Consider the following 17,529-nt stretch of genomic DNA (forward strand, 5'->3'; position numbering starts at 1 on the left):
TGGGCTTTATGGGGTGAGCGAGGAAAGCAGCTCGGCCATGTCGGTTTCACTATCGAGCGCCCAGAGACGCCTCAAAGCCGCCCGGGCGCGATCTTCTCCCAGAACCGGGGTGACAAGGCCGACAAACTTGGTGCTCAGCCCTTCGTCGGAAAGCGGGAATTCCGGCGCGCCGAGCGCCTCGTCCACCTGCTTGGTGAAGCGACCCTGCTTCGTGGTGACCGTGACTTTCGACGGTCGCAAGGCTGGGTAGAGCTTGTCCATTTCCTCCGTCACGACCACCCGAACCCGACCGCACAGGTTAGCAATGGAGGGGTCATCGAGAACCTCACGCTCGAAATGTCCGAGCTGGATGTCGTGATATGTCGCCGAGATCGCCATGATGAATGGAAAGCTCAGCTGAGCGGATGCAAAATCATTCCATCCCATATCCGCAAATTCACCGGCAAGATGGTAGGTTTCGACGAGGATCTCATCTATTTCCGACGCCTCTATTCCGAACTCGTGAATGAGGAAGATCAGCGCTTCCGCGGCTGGTTGCAAATGCCTGCAACAGGCGAAAGGCTTTATATAACATCTACTTATCAGGTAGTGTGTTCCATTTGAAGGGGTGAATTTTTCCGCTTCGGCACCGGAGGCAAAACATTGAAGGAAGCCATCCTTGCCCTCGACGACGTTGGGCGGTCCGGCAATTCCCTCCTTCGCAAAGAGAGCCGCCTGAAGTCCCTCGCGAGCGGCATGCCCGCCATGCAGGCGTTTTACCTCGGCACCTCCGCTCACATAGGCATGCAGGCCTGCCGCGCTGCTGGCCGCAAGTCCGAGCGCGTTGGATGAGGCCTGGTGCGACAGGCCAAGCAGTTTGGCAGCACCGGCCGCGGCGCCGAGCGTCCCGATTATACCAGTGGGATGGAACCCCCTGCGCCTGAGCACGGGGTGCACGGCCTGTGCAATGGACAGCATCGTCTCATAGCCGGCGACCATGGCCGTGAGGAAATCGGTGCCTGGACTCCCCCGGTCGAACGCGATCGGAAGAATGGCGGAAACGATTGGAGCCCCCGGGTGGACCGCACCTTGCCGAAAACCGTCATCGAGTTCAATGCCGTGGGCGGATATCCCGCCAAGATAGGATGCGTCCAGAATATCAGCGCGCCTGGCCCGGCCGGGAACCGGAACGCTGCCCGCCGGTCTGAGGCTTGAAAGCAGGTGTTCGGCCTGGGTCGTGATTTCGCTCTGCGCTCCGGCAATCATGGCGCCGATTGTATCCAGGCAGTGCCGTTTTGCGGCGTGCCGGACGTCGTGGGGCAAGTTCGACCAGACGAGCTCCTGATTGAGCCGCAACATTTCAGCGGTCGGCGTCGGGCCCGCTTGCGCATCGATATCCGTCTCCCTGACGACATGTCCCATTATTTTCCTCCGACCGCTGATTTGAGGAGCGCTCCGCACCCCGCTTTTCCCTTGGTCGGCCGCGACGAGCGGTCGACCGGCAAGACAGGCGGCGAAGCATCGCTGCATTCGCCGGCAGGTCGTTCAATCGAAGTTGTAGAACAGGTCTTCGATGGGCATGCGCGTGGGCATCAGACCCTGTTGGAAAGCATAGGTTCGCAGCGCTTCAATTGACTGCAGGTTGGCTTTCAGGCCGTAGGGCATCGGGTCAGGGCCAACGAGATCGATCATCTTGCGAACGCTGTTGTCCTTCTTTTCCGTCGCCTCGCCACTGCGCACTTTTTCCAGATAACGCTCCTTCGATTCGAGGAAGGCATCATAGAGCCGGCGGGGCAGGTCCGGGTACTTTGCTGCAACTTCATCCTTGATGACGATCGTGCCGTGGCAGGGCAGGATACCGGTGCGCTTGTACCATTCCGCTTCTGCGGCTTCCGCGTCCGGGATAAGTTCGCGATAGGTGTCGGTGGGATAGCTGGGCTTTGCCGCCCAGTCCTCGCGGGGTTTGCCCTCGCGGCCGATCCCGGCATTGGCAAGAAACCCTGCCTGAATCTCACCATTTGCCATCATGCTGGCCAGCGACTTGTCTTCCGGAACGTGCTGGACGTTGTCTGGCAGCTTGAGTTCCTGGACGTGCTCTTCGTCATCTACCATCCAGTTCACCTTGTAGGGGTCGACGCCGTATTCATTCTGGAGAATGCCGCGCGTCCACACACCGGTGGTAACTGTATAGGCACGAACACCAACCTTCTTGCCTTCCAGATCCTTGGGCGTGGAAATACCCGAGTCCGGGCGAACGACAAGCCCGTGATGGTGGAAGCGGCGACCAAAGAATACCGGCAGAGCCTTGAACGGCTTACCAAAACCGCGCGCGATCATATAGGTCGTCGACGCAAGCTCGCAGATGTCGAATTCCACGTTCCGCACCATGCGCCGATACGCTGCGATCTGCGGCTTGATATCGAGAAATTCGAAATCAACGCCCGGAACCGTCACGGAACCGTTCTTGAGGTCTGCCGTCTGGCCGTGCGTGCGCACGGCTGCAGTGAAGGTATGCGTGTCTGCCATAGGTGTTCCTCCGTAGCGGCGACCGGACGGCGAACACTTGAGCAGTCGCGTCCGGAAGATCGCCTGTTTTGACGGTTCTCTAGTATCCCTCCCGCGCGCGCCGCTCACATAGAATCCTCGGGCGAGGCCATAAGATTCGGGGACATCGAATAGCAGCGCGTCGCCATAAGATTCTCGGAAACTGTATTTTCGCAGGCGATTGGATGTTCTAGCTCTAACAAACATTGCAATGGCGAACAGCGTCATTGGCCAGTGTTTGAGCGGGAGGAGGACCCGATCAACCGGGCTGCAATCACAGGTGATCCCGCAAGGAACGCACCAGCGGGGAACCGGTACCGTACGAAGTGAGGAGAATTGGAATACGAGGGCAGGCGAAGTAATAACAAAGGGAGGAACCATTGAACGTCATCAACGCATTCAGAACTTCCGGATTGACACTGGCACTATGCCTGTCTGCACATTCGGTCGCATCGGCCCAGACGGTCGAGGAATTCTACAAGGCAAACACGGTCACGCTGGTCGTCAGCGCCGCTCCCGGGGGAGCTGCGGACTTCTTTGCCCGAGAATTCCTGCCTTATCTGTCCAAGTACATTCCCGGCCAGCCAAAAATAATCGTCGAGAACCAGCCAGGTGCCGGCGGCATGGTCACAGCGCTTCAATTGCAAAGCACGCGGCCTCGCGACGGTACCGTGATTGCGCTTCTGCAGCGCAACAACATGTATCTGCCGCTGGTGTCCGAGGAAAACAAGGCATTCGATCCACGTCAGATCAAGTGGCTGGGCAGCCTGAACAAGGAAAACTACACGGTCGCCGCATGGGATTCTGCCCCGGTCAAGAAGGCGGAGGATCTGTTTACCACCACGCTGAAGATCGGCTCGACCTCGTTCGCCAACGAGAATCGCACTTTCCCCGCCATGCTCAATCAGTATTTCGGTACCAAGTTCGATATCGTCACGGGCTATGAAGGCAGTGAGGCGATCGGTCTTGCGATGGAGCGCGGCGAGGTCCAGGGTCGCATGCTGACCGTCAACAACCTTACCGCAGGCAATGAAGCCGGTTGGGTCAAGGAAGGGAAGCTGCACGTCATCGTACAAGTTGGCGTGGAGAAAAGCCCTGCGTTTCCTGATGTTCCGAACATCACGGAATTCAGCAAGGACCCGGAGGTTTTGGCATTGGCCAACTTCATGTTCGCTCCGCTCAATGCCGGCCGGCCGTTCGCCGTACCGCCTGGCATCCCGGAAGATCGCCTTGCCGCACTCCGCAAGGCTTTTGATGAGGCGGCGGCCGACCCGGACTTCCTGGCAGCCATGAAAAAGATGAACTCATCGGTCGAGCCGATCACGGGTCAGGAGGTCGAGGCAATCATCGCATCGCTCTACGCGACACCGGAATCGGTGGTCGCCAAGGTCAAGGCATTGATGACACCGCAATAACCAAGGTGTTTGCAACGGAAAATGGTCGACAGCCCAAAGCTTTCGACCCAAGAATAAATCAGGAGGATCCAATGAAACTGCTTAAAATGGTGAGGATCGCGGGTGCTGTATTCGGCGCTGGTCTTGTTCTGACTGGCGCTGCTCAGGCCCAGACGGTCGAGGAATTCTACAAAGGCAAAAACCTGACATTCATCATCAGTGCTGCTGCTGGCGGCTCCACGGACTTTTTCGGTCGGGCCTTTGCAAAGTATTATGCAAAGCACATCCCCGGTCAGCCCAACGTGATCGTTGTCAATCAGCCGGGTGCCGGGGGCCTGCTGGTCGGAACGCAGCTCCAGACCACCCAGCCGCGTGACGGAACGGTGGTTGCACTCCTGCAGCGCAACAATCTCTACCTGCCGCTGGTATCGGACGAGAACAAGGAATTCGATCCACGCAAGGTGAACTGGCTCGGCAGCCTGAACAAGGAAGAATATGCCATTACTTCGTGGGAAACCTCTCCGGTCAAGAAAACCGAGGACCTGTTCACGACCCAGATGACGATGGGCGCAACGGGCTATGCCAACGAAACCCGCACCATCCCGGCGCTCATGAACGAGTATCTGGGGACCAAATTTGACATTGTCATGGGCTATCAGGGCAGCGAAGAAGTGGGCCTCGCCATGGAACGCGGGGAGGTCAATGGAAAGGCCGGCACGGTCAGCAACCTCGCGACCGGCGCTGAAGCAGGGTGGGTCAAGGATGGCAAGCTGAAGGTTCTGATGCAGATCGCCATGCAGCCGAATCCGAGCCTTCCGGAAGTGCCCAACATCATGACCTACATCAAGGATCCTGATGTGAAGTCGCTGTTCACCTTCATGGTTTCGCCCTTCGAGGCTGGCCGTCCGATGGCGGCACCGCCGGAAGTGCCTGCTGATCGCCTCGAAGCCTTGCGCAAGGCCTTTGACGATGCTGCCGCAGATCCGGAATTCATCGCCGATCTGAAGAAGGTGAACTCAACCGTCGAACCGGTATCCGGCGTTGCGGTGCAGGAGATCGTCGAGAATCTCTACAAGACGCCGCAACCCGTTCTTGATAAGGTCAAGGCGCTCATCAAGAAGCAATAGCCTCAAACGCTGCGTGAAGCGGTTCGCGTGTAGAAAACACCATGCGAACCGCAAAGCCTTGTGCCGGTCTTGAACCGTGGTTTCGCCATGGGCGAACAAACCTTTCTGGAAAATTGGGAGAGAAATTGTGGCACCTGACGTAAGCATGCTCGGAGCAGCCTGGGACGCTTTGGTAATCCTGTCTGATCCGATGCGTCTGGCGGTTCTTGCCCTGGCTGCGCTGCTGGGCGTAATCCTGGGCATCCTGCCGGGTATCGGTGGACTCGCCGGGACAGCGCTCTTGCTGCCTTTCACGTTCACCATGGACCCCTATACGGCGTTTGCCTTCCTTCTCGGTCTCGGGGCGACCACGTCGACAGGCGATCCTATTCCGGCGGTTCTGTTCGGTGTGCCCGGTGGCGCAGGGTCGGCCGCGACCGTGCTCGATGGCTTGCCCATGGCGCGGCGAGGTGAAGCCGGTCGCGCGCTTAGTGCGTCCTACATGTCGTCTCTCATGGGCGGCCTGTTCGGTGCAGTCCTGATGGGTGCCGCCGTTCCGGTCCTGCGGCCCATCATGCTCAATGTCGGCACGCCCGAAATGGCGGCACTGGCGATCCTTGGTCTGTCCATGGTCGCGGCTCTCAGCGGCAACGCGCCCCTGCGCGGACTTGCAGCCGCCTGCATCGGCATCATCATCGCAATGATCGGCACTGATCCGCGCACCGGCACATTCAGGTGGACGTTCGACACGCTCTATCTCTGGGATGGCATGCCCCTGGTCCCGATTACGCTCGGGCTGTTTGCCTTGCCGGAACTGTGCGACCTTGCGATCGGCAGAAACTCCATCTCGGAAGGAGCACGTTACAGCATCAAGTCGGGAATGTGGCTGGGTGCGCAGGACTGCTTCAGGCACTGGTGGCTGATCCTGCGCTGCAGCTGGATCGGCGCCGCCCTTGGCGCGGTGCCGGGAATTGGCGGCGCAGTCGTGGACTGGATGGCCTATGGACATGCGGCGCGAACCGAGAAGGACGCAGACAAGACATTCGGAAAGGGTGACGTTCGTGGCGTGATCGCATCTGAAAGCGCCAACAACGCGAAGGAGGGCGGCTCGCTGCTCACGACGGTCGCCTTTGGTATCCCCGGCAGCGCCGGCATGGCGATCATCCTCGGCGCGTTCATCGCCCAGGGGCTCATTCCAGGGCCGGACATGCTCGGCAAGAACCTCGCCATCACCTATTCGATGGTGTGGAGCATAGCCATCGCCAACATCATAGGCGCTGGGCTTTGCTATCTGTTCAGCGGGCAGTTTGCGAAGCTGGCCACTCTTCGGTACACGCTCATTCTGCCGGTGGTGCTCAGCATCATCTATATCGGCGCCTTCGGCGGATCGCGCCAATGGGGCGATCTGTTCGCATTGCTCGCATTCGGCATTCTCGGCTGGGTGATGAAGCGCATGAGGTGGCCACGCCCGCCGCTGATCCTCGGCGTCGTCCTGGGGGCCTCGATCGAACGCTACATGTTCATCTCCATAAAGCTGGATGGCGCTGGCTGGCTCTTCCATCCTGTCGTTCTAGTCTTCTTTGCCATCGCCGGCTACGGGCTGCTTGGACCGTTCATCAAGAAGTCCCGGGAGAAACGCCGTGCGATAGCCGCGGGCGAAATTGCCGCAAAGTCTGCAAAACCCGCAAATGGCAACAGATTTTCGTTCCACCTTGCCGATTTGTTCCCGGCGGCCCTGTTCGTCGCCATTGCCACGCTGCTTTACCAGACGCTTGGCTGGTCGGGGCAATCGGCACTGGTTCCGCGCATCGTCTGCATTGTCGCGCTGTTTGCGATTGGTGCAAGCCTCCTGCAGGGCGCTTGGGGCCGGACGGAAGGCCTGAGCTTTGCCAAGCAGGCGGAAGCGGAGGCAATGGAAGGGCTGCACATGGATACGCAGAGCGACACCGACCATGTCGATCAACGCGATATTCTACTGCGCGCCGGCATGTTCTTTGGATGGCTTATCGCCTTCATGGCATCCATGGCGATCATCGGGCTCATTCCAACGATACCGCTTTTCGTCATCGCCTTCATGCGCGTTGAGGCGCGTGAACCTTGGAAAATCGTCCTGCCACAGGCAATCCTGTTGACGATCTTCGTCTACGTGGTCTTCGACAAACTGCTCAACCTGCCTTGGCCGCAGACACTCATGCACCATCTGTTCCCGGCATTCGCAAGCCTTATACCATCCATGTAAGCCTACTGGCCGGGAACGCCCATCTGAGCGCCGCCCCGTGTGGAAATTGCGGGACGGCGCTGATCGTCAGGAAACAGGATATTCAGAGTGAATTTAGTCCCGATTGCTGAAAAAGCAGCACAGGCAGATGAACAGTCCCCGTTCTCAGATCCCGACGTCATCCGCTTGCTGTGCGGCCGGTTTCTCTGGATCGCCGGCACCCAGATCTGCAACGTCGCAATTGGCTGGTTCATCTACGACCTGACACGAAGCGCCTGGTCGCTTGGCCTTGTCGGCCTTGCAGCATTCGCACCCAAGCTGCTTCTCAGTCTCGTGGCCGGTGTCGTCGCGGATCGCTATGACAGGCGATGGATCGCAGCAATATGCCTCGCCAGCAGTGGCCTGGTCGGCCTCGGGCTGCTGTTTGCGGTCGTGAATCCTGGCACCTCCATTGGCGCCATATACATTCTCTTCATGGTTTCCGGGGCGGCGAGGAGCTTTGCGGGACCTGCGATCCAGGCAATGATCGCCAACGTTGTCCCCCGTGCGCAGTTCAGCCGGGTCGTTGGAATGTCGTCCTCGGTCGGGCAGACTGCTATCGTTATGGGACCGATGTTGGGTGGATTTTTGTACATCGGGGGAGCTTGGCTCCCTTTCGCCTGCGCCTCGGCATCCTTCCTTGTGGCAAGCGCCCTTTATCTCGGCATCCGTAAGCACAATCACACTACGTCCAAGGAGCCGGTGAAGTTCTCCGACGCGCTTGCCGGACTCGTCTTCATGTGGCATCGCCCCGTGATCCTGGGGGCGATTTCGCTGGACATGTTCTGCGTGCTTCTCGGCGGGGCAACGGCCCTCCTTCCCATCATAGCCAGTGAAATTCTGCATATCGGACCATTGGGACTTGGATTGCTGCGCGCCATGCCTGGCGTCGGCGCGATTACCCTCGGCATCGTCCTGTCCTATCGCCCGATCGAGCGCCGGGCAGGGGCAAAGCTCTTTACGGCAACGACCATCTTTGGATTGGCCACTATCGGCCTCGGTCTGTCGGCGAATTTCTACCTGTCGTGTCTGTTCTTGTGGATCATCGGCGCGTCTGACGTGTTTAGCGTCGTCATCCGGCAGACGCTCGTCCAGAGCGACACGCCGGATGCCATGCGTGGTCGCGTTGCGGCCGTAAACACGCTCTTCATCGGTGCCTCCAACGAACTTGGCGAGTTTGAATCCGGCGCGACCGCCGCGTTGTTCGGATTGGCGCCCGCGATCCTGCTCGGCGGCGCCGGAACAGTCGCAGTTTCGATCCTGTGGGCCATGATATTCCCGAATCTGAGGCGCCGTGACAGACTTGTCCGGTCATCGGCGACGTGAGGCCGGCGGGCTTTGAAGGTCGATGCCATAATGTGCTAATAGTTGGATATGGTCACAATGATCGCGCGTGAACCCAAAATATTCTTTCCCAGCCTGACGCAGCTGAGGGCGTTCTCCGAAGCCGCACGCCTGGACAGCATTTCGCGGGCGTCCGAAGAGCTTCGCAGGTCGCAGTCGGCGGTCACCCAGGCGATTCAGAACCTTGAAGTCGAGCTCAATGTGTCGCTGCTGGCCCGGACAAGCACCGGATCCTATCTCACCGATATGGGGCGAATTCTGCACCGGCGGGCTGCCGCCTGCTTTTCGAGAATGGATATCGGCCTTCAGGATATCTCTGATGATGATCCGATCAGCCTGGCAAGAGCATCTGCCGTCGCCCGCAGGATTACGAAATCGCAGATTCTTGCGCTGATCGCGGTTAACGAACATGGCTCGTTCGCGCAAGCGGCACGTCATGTACAGGTCTCGCTCACATCGCTTCACCGCTCGGCCCGGAGTTTGGAACATCAGGTCGGGCGTAAGCTGTTCAAGAACACGGCCCAGGGGGCCACCACCAACGAGGCAGGCGCAAAACTGTCGAATCATCTGCTTCTGGCAATCCGCGAGCTGGAATGGGCAGAGGAAGAAATAAGGGCCCAGAAGGGCGTCCTTCGTGGTCGTCTCCTTGTGGGCTCCCTCATGCTTGCCGGCAGCTATTTCATCTCGCTTGAGCTCGTTCACTTCATTCCGAAATATCCTGAGGTCAAAATCAACCTCGTCAACGGAACATATGATGTCCTGCTGACCAAACTCCGCTCGGGAACAATGGATTTTCTACTGGGAATCCTGAAGAATCCGCCGCCAATTGATGATGTGACCGAGGAAATCCTGGGATATGACCCCTATGTCATCGCCGTTGGCCGGCAGCATCCCCTGACATCCAAAAAGAAAGTCACTCTTGAAGATTTGCGCGCTTCGGAATGGCTGTTGCCGCAAACCAGCGCCCACAGGCGGGGCGCCTTCGACCGGTTGTTCAAGAGCGGATCGCTACCTCGCTACAACATAGAGACGCATTCGCTTCCGACCATTTTCGTGATGCTGGCAAGCGGTGATCGCATGGCGCTTCTCACCCAGTCTGAGCTGGCTTTCGAACAAAGGCTTGGCAATCAGCTCGTAGCACTCAACTACAAAATAGATGAGCCGCCGGCCGCGCTTGGCGTTACGTGCCGAAAGAATTGGGAGCCGACGCGCTTGCAACGAACATTCCTCGACTTCCTGAGAGAACAGGCCAAGGCGCGTCTGGCGCAATAGCGGCGACCTGTCGACCAGCATGATCTACTGATTCTTCTTGCCGCCCCGTGCGCCCCCGCACGCGGCAGATGGCCGTCTTGTGGGTGTTTTCGCTGCCCGCTTCACAAAAACAGATGGCATCGAACATCAATGGAATTTGATTTGCGACCCTCCAAAAGGCGAGTTTCAGCCAGCAAAGAATTGTGCTGGGATCGGTGAAGCAGAGCAGGTGGACACTCCGTCCGCCGCGTCGTTTCGGGATAGCCATCCAGCCCGCCAGAATGGATGAAACGCTTGGAAACGAAGCTAGCCCCCGTAACTTTGGACGTCGCCTTGCGCAAGCAGGGCCATACAGATGATCTGCGCGATGGCGTAGTGAAAATCCGCGGGGTAGGCCTCAATCATATCGATGTCCAACCCGCCATAGCGGCTTACCGGCGGATGGTGCGTGACGTCGAGTTTGACCTCTGCGAAATGGCGCCGACAACCTATTACATTGCCCGCGCGCACGGTGCTCCATTCAAGGCATTGCCAATCTTCCTCACCCGGCGGTTCCATCACCTCGGTTTCGTTGTGCGTGACGATGCGGGCATCAGGAGTCCGAAGGATCTCGAAGGCAAGAAGGTCGGTGTGCGCGCCTACTCGGTAACCACCGGGGTCTGGGGCCGCGGTATCCTCGCCAATGAATATGGCGTCGACATATCCAAGGTGACGTGGGTCGTCGATGACGAGGAGCACGTGCAGCAGTTGCAGCTGCCCGACAATGTCGAGCACGTACCGGCAGGCAGGTCTCTGGCGTCAATGATGGCATCGGGTGAAATCCAGGCAGGTTTCACTGCAAATGCCGGCATCGGTCGCGAAGGACCGCCGCAACCGGGCTGGGAAGCGAAAAAGCATACCGAAACCACCTCTTACAAGGAGCTTTGGCCAAACGGTCTCGAGCTCAGCGCGCAATGGTTTCGGCGCACCGGAATCTATCCCTTTCACGGACTTGTGGTGGTCAAGGACTCTGTCCTGAATGCCCATCCATGGATTGCCGACGAACTGTTCAGGGCATTTTCACAAGCCAAGGAGAATTGGCTGAAGCGGTTGCACGCGGGCGAAGCGACGAGTGCTGAAGATCTGGAATACAAGCACTTTTCCGCCATCGTCGGCGATGACCCGCTTCCCTACGGGATTGCCGAAAATCTCCCGACGATCGAGGCGCTTATCGATTACTCGGTCCAGCAGAAACTCATGCCCAGGAGACTGTCGGTAGACGAGCTGTTCGTCGACGCAAAAGCATAGAACTCGCGAAGTCAAAGAATAAACTGGAGGAAATGTCCATGGTTCAGGCCCAAGCCGCCGCGACGAAAAAATTGAAGGTCAAGACGCTTCTCGGTGCGAAACCGTGGAACGAACCGCTGCGCAACAATTCAATTGTTTCAGATGTTGTCGATTTCGATTTTTACGATGCCGAAGAGATCAGCGACGAATTCAAGCCGATGGTGCGGGAGCTGGCCTATGACTGCGGCGAGCTGGCGATCGTTACATTTCTGCAGGCAATGGCCTACGGCAAACCTCTCGTTCTTTTGCCGTTCGTCGTGTCGGGCAAGTTCCATCACAAGAGCTTCGCATACAATTCGGAACTGGGTGAGCTGACGCCTTCGACACTTGCCGGCAAGCGTATCGGTGTGAGGACCTATTCGCAGACCACTGGCGTCTGGGTGCGCGGCATCCTGCAGAATGATTATGGCGCTGATTTCAGCAAGTCCACATTCATCACGTTCGACGATGCGCATCTGGCCGAACATACCGATCCGGCCAACTGCGTGCGCGCGGCGGCCGGCAAGAAGCTCATTCCCATGCTGTTGGGAGGGGAACTCGATGCAGGTCTGCTTGGCAGCAACATGCCGAAAGACCCCAAGCTGAAGACCCTTATTCCAAATCCGCCGGAAGCCGAGAAGGAGTGGGAGGCAAAGCATGGCGTGACGCCAATCAACCACATGTTCGTTGTGACCAGGGAACTTGCTGACAACCGCCCCGATGCCGTCCGATCCATCTTCGACATGTTGGCGGAAGCTCGCTCCAGAACGAAGTCCGAGTTTCCGGTCGGGCTCGATGGCAACTGGAAGGCCCTGGAGCTAGTGAGCGAGTACGCCTTCCAGCAGGGCGTCATCCCGCGGCGCTTTTCCATAGACGAGCTGTTCGCCGACGCTGCCAGGATCCTGCGCTGAGGCCACCCTAACCCTGCACATTCACCGCAAGTAAAAGTGAGCGGATAAAATGATCATCGATTGTCATGGACACTACACAACTGCCCCGAAGGGTCTGCCTCTTTGGCGCGAGGCACAGATTGCTGCTCTCAAGGACCCGGATAACGTACCGGCCAAGGGCACAGTCAATATTTCAGACGACGAGATTCGCGAGACCCTGGAGACGTGGCAGCTCAAGCAGCAGCGCGAGCGCGGGACGGATCTTGCGTTGTTCTCGCCGGGTGCCGGCAAGATGTCCCACCATATCGGCAACGCAACGACCAGCCAGCATTGGTCGGAACATTGCAACGATCTCATCTACCGCGCCTGCAATATCTTTCCCGAGAACTTCATCGGAGTCTGCCAGCTGCCGCAGTCGCCGGGTGTCAATCCTGCCAACTGCATTCCCGAGCTGGAACGGTGCGTCAACGAGCTGGGCTTCGTTGGCTGCAATCTCAATCCGGATCCGTCCGGCGGCTATTGGACAGATCCCCCGATGACGGACCGGTGGTGGTACCCGCTCTACGAAAAGATGGTCGAGCTCGAAGTTCCGGCGATGATCCACGTCTCCGCTTCCTGCAATCCCAATTTCCATGGCACCGGCGCCCACTACCTTTGCGGTGACACGACCGCCTTCATGCAGTTGCTGCTGTCGACGCTGTTCAAGGACTTTCCGACCCTGAAATTCATCATCCCGCATGGCGGCGGGGCGGTACCCTATCACTGGGGCCGTTACCGGGGCCTGGCACAGGACATGAAGCTGGCACCGCTGACCGAACTGCTGCTCGACAATGTGTTCTTCGACACCTGTGTCTACCACGATCCGGGCGTTCAGCTTTTGACCAAGGTGATCCCGATCAAGAACGTGCTGTTCGCGTCGGAAATGGTCGGCGCTGTGAAGGGTATCGATCCGCAAACCGGGTTCAACTTCGATGACACGAAACGCTACATCGATGGCGCCCCGCTGACGGCCGAAGAACGCGCGATGATTTTCGAGGGCAATGCCCGGCACGTCTATCCGCGTCTCGATGCCAAGCTGAAGAGCCGTGGCCAGTAACGTCCGATCATATTTCGAAAGCGAGTAACCAGATGGCAAACCTACCACGGCTCAACGGCATCATCCGCGCACTTGAGCAGAACCTGCCGGCATTCACATCCTTCGCCATGCCCGACATCACGACGGCGCTTGCCTTCAGCAAAACCAAGTATGATGGCGTGGTTTTCGAGATGGAGCACAATCACTATGACGTCTCCAACCTGCGCGACAGTCTCCAGTATTTACTCAACCGGGAGCTTATCGCAAAGTCTGGCTCTGTCGCCCCGGCGGTGACGCCGATTGTCCGTATCCCGCCCAACGGATCGGAGATGAACCAGTTCATCGCCAAGCAGGTGCTCGATGTCGGCGCCTATGGTGTGGTCTGGCCCCACATAAGCACCGCCGAAGAAGCTTACAATGCCGTTTCCGCATGCCGGTACTCGCGCCCGAAGTCTGCGGAAAACTATGAACCGGCAGGCATCCGCGGTGATGGCCCGGGCAAGGCGCTGCGCTACTGGGGCGTGAGTCAGAAGGAATATTACGAACGGGCAGACGTCTGGCCGCTCGTGCCGACCGGTGAAATCCTCGTCGTCACGATGATCGAGGACAGCAAGGGGGTCGGCAATCTCGACGACATCCTGTCGCGTGTCGATGGCATTGGTATCGTATTGATCGGCGAAGGTGACCTCAGCCAGGATCTTGGCCACCCGCGTGACTACGAGCATCCAGTCGTGCGCGAGGCGATGGCCCACGTGGTCGCGACCTGCAAGAAGCACAATGTCGTGGTCGGCCACCCGCACGTCAACAAGAACAACGTCGAGAGCGTTCTGCAGCAAGGGTATCGGTTCCTTATGGCGGGGCCGACGACGAGCTATCCGGCGCTCGAAAAGGGCCTCGAACTGTCGGGGCGTCAGTCCGAGAAGGCATCGGGGGGCAACGACCACTAAGCATTGACCGGCGGTGCCGGGCCCGCCAGCCGTTGCGCCCTGGCAACGGCTTGAACGGCTGCGCCAACCGGAATCCATTGTGCCGGTCTGTGCCGGCGGGCAAGAACAAAGGGTGGAGAAACATGAAAATCAATATCGAAGACGTGGACGTGCTTGTCGTCGGAGCCGGTAATGCGGCCTCGTGCGCAGCTCTGTCAGCCAGGGAAGCCGGCGCACGCGTCGCGATGATCGAGACCGCTCCGGAAGAAGCACGTGGTGGCAACTCGGCCTATACCGGTGGTGCTTTCCGCTTTCCGTTCACGAGCGTCGAGCAACTGCTCGAACTTTCGCCAGACCTTGCCGAAATGGACCTGTCGAAGATTGATTTCGGCACCTATCCCAAGGAACAATATTTCTCCGACGTTGCCGAATGGACGGAATACCGCTGCGATCCTGTCCTGACAGAAATTCTCGTCGACAACAGCTACCAGGCGGGCCTCTGGCTGCGCGGCCACGGCGTTCGCTTCCAGCCTGCCTTTGGCCGGGTAGCGTTCAAGGTTGGCGATACCTTCCGGTTCTGGGGCGGACTTGCTTGCCACATCTGGGGCGGCGGCGAGGAATTGCTGCGGGCACAATACAAGGCGCTGGAGAAGGCAGGCGTCAAGGTGAACTACAACACCACCTGTGTGGGCCTGCTGGAAGGCGACGGCCAGATCGAAGGCGTAAAGGTGCGCACTGCCGACGGCGTGGGAGAAATCCGCGCGAAGGCGGTCGTTCTGGCCTGCGGCGGGTTTGAATCGAGCCCGGAAATGCGCGCGCGCTATCTCGGCCCCAACTGGGATCTCGTGAAGGTTCGCGGCACCCGCTACAACACCGGCCGCGGCCACCAGATGGCCATCGAGGCCGGGGCAGCCGTTACCGGACATTGGTCGGGAGCGCATGCCTGCCAGTGGGACATGAATGCACCCCCCTATGGTGACCTGTCCATCGGCGACAAGTTCCAGAAGCACAATTATCCGCTCGGCATCGTCGTCAATGCGCGCGGCGAGCGCTTCATCGACGAGGGCCTGGATTTCCATGTCCTGACCTACGCGAAATACGGCCAGGAAATGGTCAAGCAGCCTGGCTTGATTGCCTGGCAGGTCTTCGACCAGAAGGTGACGAAGTATTTCCGCGATGAGTACCGTATGCGGCCGGTCACCAAGGAAACCGCCGATACGCTCGAGGAACTGGCCACCAAGCTTGCCGGCGTCGATCCGGAGGGGTTCCTGAAAACAGTACGGGAGTACAATGCCGCACCACGTCCGGACGTGCCCTTCGACCCGAGTGTGCATGATGGCCTGAAGACCAGCGGCCTGGCCATCGACAAGACCAACTGGGCCAATCGTCTGGATTCGCCGCCCTATGAAGCCTTCGGCGTGACAGCCGGCATTACCTTCACCTTCGGCGGATTGAAAATCTCGACGGAAGCCGAAGTGGAGGATGCATCAGGCAAGCCGATCAAGGGTCTGTTCGCCGCCGGAGAGATCGTTGGGGGACTCTACTATCACAATTATGGTGCGGGGACGGGGTTGGCCGCTGGCGCCGTCTTCGGTCGCATTGCCGGCGCAAGCGCTGCACGGTTGGCGCGGGGCTAACCGGCGGCACCGCCAAAACCTGTCAAGGAGAAGACACGATGGGATCGACGTATCGCACCGGTTCTGACCCATTCGCGCCCATTCGCGAAATGGCAAAGTGGACCCTGCAGGAGGACCCCGCATGGTCTTCCGGAAAGATTGCAACCCAGACGAGGCTGCTTATTCTGGATTCGATTGCCTGCGCGATCGCCGCGCTTGATGCGACCACGCCGCGCCGTGTCGCGACGATGCTCGGTCAACTGGGCGGCAATCCGCAATGCACCATCATAGGCGAGGGGGAGAAATCTAGCATTCTCAATGCCGTGCTGATGAATGGCGCACTGGTGCGGTCGCTGGATTTCAACGACGTGCAGTTCTTCCTCAAGGAGGATAAGCTCAGCGTTGCTGGCCATTGCAGCGACAACATCCCCGTCGCCCTCGCGGCCGCCGAGCAATTCGGCTCGTCCGGCTCAAAAATGATCGAAACGATTGCGATGGGCTACGAACTCTTCGGCCGATTGCGCTCTCTGATGCCTTTCATCTCGGCATGGGATGGCACAAGTGCATCGGGGCTGGTAGCTGCGGCCATGTATGGCAGGCTGGCAGGCTTCGACAGCGAGACCCAGGCACACGCCATTGCGTTGGGAGCGATCCGCTGCGCGACGCCTTCAGTCGTGCGCTGGGGCAAGCTGTCGGGAGCCAAGAATCTCGCCAATGCCTTCATCGCACAAAGCGGCGTGCAGGCAGCGATCCTTGCCGGGCTGGGCGTGACCGGTCCGCTCGAGGTACTCGACGACCGAGGCGGCCTGCACCAGGTGTTCGATCCATTGCTCGGCATGGAAAAGCTGTGGGCACCGCTGGAGGGCGTGCCATATATCATGACCTCGCACATCAAGCCCTATGCCTGCATAGGCACCGCCCAGACCACGATTGCGGCGGCGCTGGCGCTCCATGACCGGGTCAAGGAGCGGGTGGACCAGATCAGGAAGATCGAGGTCATCATGGCCGACCTGCCGATGATCCGCAAACAGCAGGACGAATTGCACCGCCGTTATCCCAAAAGCCGCGAGGCAGCCGACCACAGCTTCACCTTCCTGCCTGCCATCGCCATGGTGGAAGGCAGGATGACCGACGAACAGTTCCACGACAGGCGCTGGGAAAAGCCGGACATGACGCACCTGATCGAACTCACCAAGCTTTCAGTCGACCCCGGTCTTGCGGCAAGAGCGCCGGGAAGCATGCCGAGCCGCATCGTGGTCACTTTCGCCGATGGCAGCAGGATCGAGGAAGAGTGTCTCTTCGACCCCGGGCACTCTTTCCCGGATACAGGGCTCGATGAAAAAGTGGTCCGGCAGAAGTTCAACGACATCGCATCCGCCCGGTTGACGGAGGTTCAGATCGAAGGAATGATCGAGGCGGCAAACGACATCGGAACCACCGGAATAGAACCGTTGATGCAGGCATTGCGACATATCGCATGAGCCGCGGTTTAACGGCCGCCGGCATCGCTCGAATCGCTAGCATCGCCGATCACCTATCCGAAACCAGATGGCGTCCTGACCTTCGACCGCCTGTCCTCAGTGTTCCTGTCCAACGCCAACCATGAGGAGAACGAGTCGTTTCACCGGATCGTCAAGGATCGGGCACGGCAGAGAACATCCGAGCACGATGTCTATGCCGGATCGCCACCCGCTATTGGTCCTGCGGGCGGCTATCTCGCGGCTTCAGCAGCATGCTCCCCCTGGGTGTCATGCTCTACAGTTCGACTGTAACAATACTATGAGAACTCCCCAGGCGGAAACCGTTTACCACTACGGCTTTGGCGAAGATGGCGGAGCCATC

13 protein-coding genes and 1 pseudogene are annotated in these 17,529 nt (G+C 59.0%); 12 read left to right on the forward strand and 2 right to left on the reverse strand.

Annotated features, from left to right (window positions below; translation table 11 throughout):
* Window positions 1-6: 6 nt before the first annotated feature.
* On the reverse strand, window positions 7-1,401 hold the full coding sequence (locus K9U38_RS03155; protein WP_224492902.1) for an MmgE/PrpD family protein: 1,395 nt from the start codon (window positions 1,399-1,401) through the stop codon (window positions 7-9).
* Between the two features lie 123 nt (window positions 1,402-1,524).
* Window positions 1,525-2,505 carry an ABC transporter substrate-binding protein gene (locus K9U38_RS03160; RefSeq protein ID WP_224492903.1) on the reverse strand — a complete coding sequence of 327 codons (981 nt, stop codon included), beginning with the start codon at window positions 2,503-2,505 and terminating at the stop codon, window positions 1,525-1,527.
* Window positions 2,506-2,903: 398 nt separating this feature from the next.
* On the opposite strand from K9U38_RS03160, the gene K9U38_RS03165 reads away from it, so the two are divergent.
* The 12 genes and pseudogenes from K9U38_RS03165 to K9U38_RS21945 all read left to right on the forward strand — a co-directional run.
* Window positions 2,904-3,938 carry a Bug family tripartite tricarboxylate transporter substrate binding protein gene (locus tag K9U38_RS03165; protein ID WP_224492904.1) on the forward strand — a complete coding sequence of 345 codons (1,035 nt, stop codon included), beginning with the start codon at window positions 2,904-2,906 and terminating at the stop codon, window positions 3,936-3,938.
* Between the two features lie 71 nt (window positions 3,939-4,009).
* Window positions 4,010-5,044, forward strand: a complete 1,035-nt coding sequence (locus K9U38_RS03170) for a Bug family tripartite tricarboxylate transporter substrate binding protein (RefSeq protein WP_224492905.1) — start codon at window positions 4,010-4,012, stop codon at window positions 5,042-5,044.
* A 127-nt stretch (window positions 5,045-5,171) separates the two neighbouring features.
* Window positions 5,172-7,262: a tripartite tricarboxylate transporter permease gene (locus K9U38_RS03175; protein ID WP_224492906.1), complete on the forward strand. Its 2,091-nt coding sequence runs from the start codon at window positions 5,172-5,174 to the stop codon at window positions 7,260-7,262.
* 87 nt (window positions 7,263-7,349) lie between these two features.
* Window positions 7,350-8,606: an MFS transporter gene (locus K9U38_RS03180; RefSeq protein WP_224492907.1), complete on the forward strand. Its 1,257-nt coding sequence runs from the start codon at window positions 7,350-7,352 to the stop codon at window positions 8,604-8,606.
* A gap of 57 nt (window positions 8,607-8,663) precedes the next feature.
* Window positions 8,664-9,896 (forward strand): LysR family transcriptional regulator, encoded by a 1,233-nt coding sequence (locus tag K9U38_RS03185; RefSeq protein WP_224492908.1) that lies wholly within the window; start codon window positions 8,664-8,666, stop codon window positions 9,894-9,896.
* A 264-nt stretch (window positions 9,897-10,160) separates the two neighbouring features.
* Window positions 10,161-11,162, forward strand: coding sequence for an ABC transporter substrate-binding protein (locus tag K9U38_RS03190; RefSeq protein WP_370631813.1), 1,002 nt, complete (start codon window positions 10,161-10,163; stop codon window positions 11,160-11,162).
* Window positions 11,163-11,200: 38 nt separating this feature from the next.
* Window positions 11,201-12,091, forward strand: a complete 891-nt coding sequence (locus K9U38_RS03195) for a substrate-binding domain-containing protein (RefSeq protein ID WP_224492910.1) — start codon at window positions 11,201-11,203, stop codon at window positions 12,089-12,091.
* A 49-nt stretch (window positions 12,092-12,140) separates the two neighbouring features.
* Window positions 12,141-13,166 carry an amidohydrolase family protein gene (locus K9U38_RS03200; RefSeq protein ID WP_224492911.1) on the forward strand — a complete coding sequence of 342 codons (1,026 nt, stop codon included), beginning with the start codon at window positions 12,141-12,143 and terminating at the stop codon, window positions 13,164-13,166.
* 32 nt (window positions 13,167-13,198) lie between these two features.
* On the forward strand, window positions 13,199-14,092 hold the full coding sequence (locus K9U38_RS03205; protein ID WP_224492912.1) for an HpcH/HpaI aldolase family protein: 894 nt from the start codon (window positions 13,199-13,201) through the stop codon (window positions 14,090-14,092).
* Window positions 14,093-14,214: 122 nt separating this feature from the next.
* Window positions 14,215-15,708 carry an FAD-dependent tricarballylate dehydrogenase TcuA gene (gene tcuA, locus K9U38_RS03210; RefSeq protein ID WP_224492913.1) on the forward strand — a complete coding sequence of 498 codons (1,494 nt, stop codon included), beginning with the start codon at window positions 14,215-14,217 and terminating at the stop codon, window positions 15,706-15,708.
* A gap of 38 nt (window positions 15,709-15,746) precedes the next feature.
* Window positions 15,747-17,168, forward strand: a complete 1,422-nt coding sequence (locus K9U38_RS03215) for an MmgE/PrpD family protein (protein WP_224492914.1) — start codon at window positions 15,747-15,749, stop codon at window positions 17,166-17,168.
* 45 nt (window positions 17,169-17,213) lie between these two features.
* Window positions 17,214-17,402 (forward strand): annotated as a pseudogene (locus tag K9U38_RS21945) (4Fe-4S dicluster domain-containing protein); the annotation flags it as partial.
* Window positions 17,403-17,529: the final 127 nt, after the last annotated feature.

Origin of the sequence: Phyllobacterium lublinensis, assembly GCF_020164435.1 — a bacterium.
GTDB classification, from domain to species: domain Bacteria; phylum Pseudomonadota; class Alphaproteobacteria; order Rhizobiales; family Rhizobiaceae; genus Phyllobacterium; species Phyllobacterium lublinensis.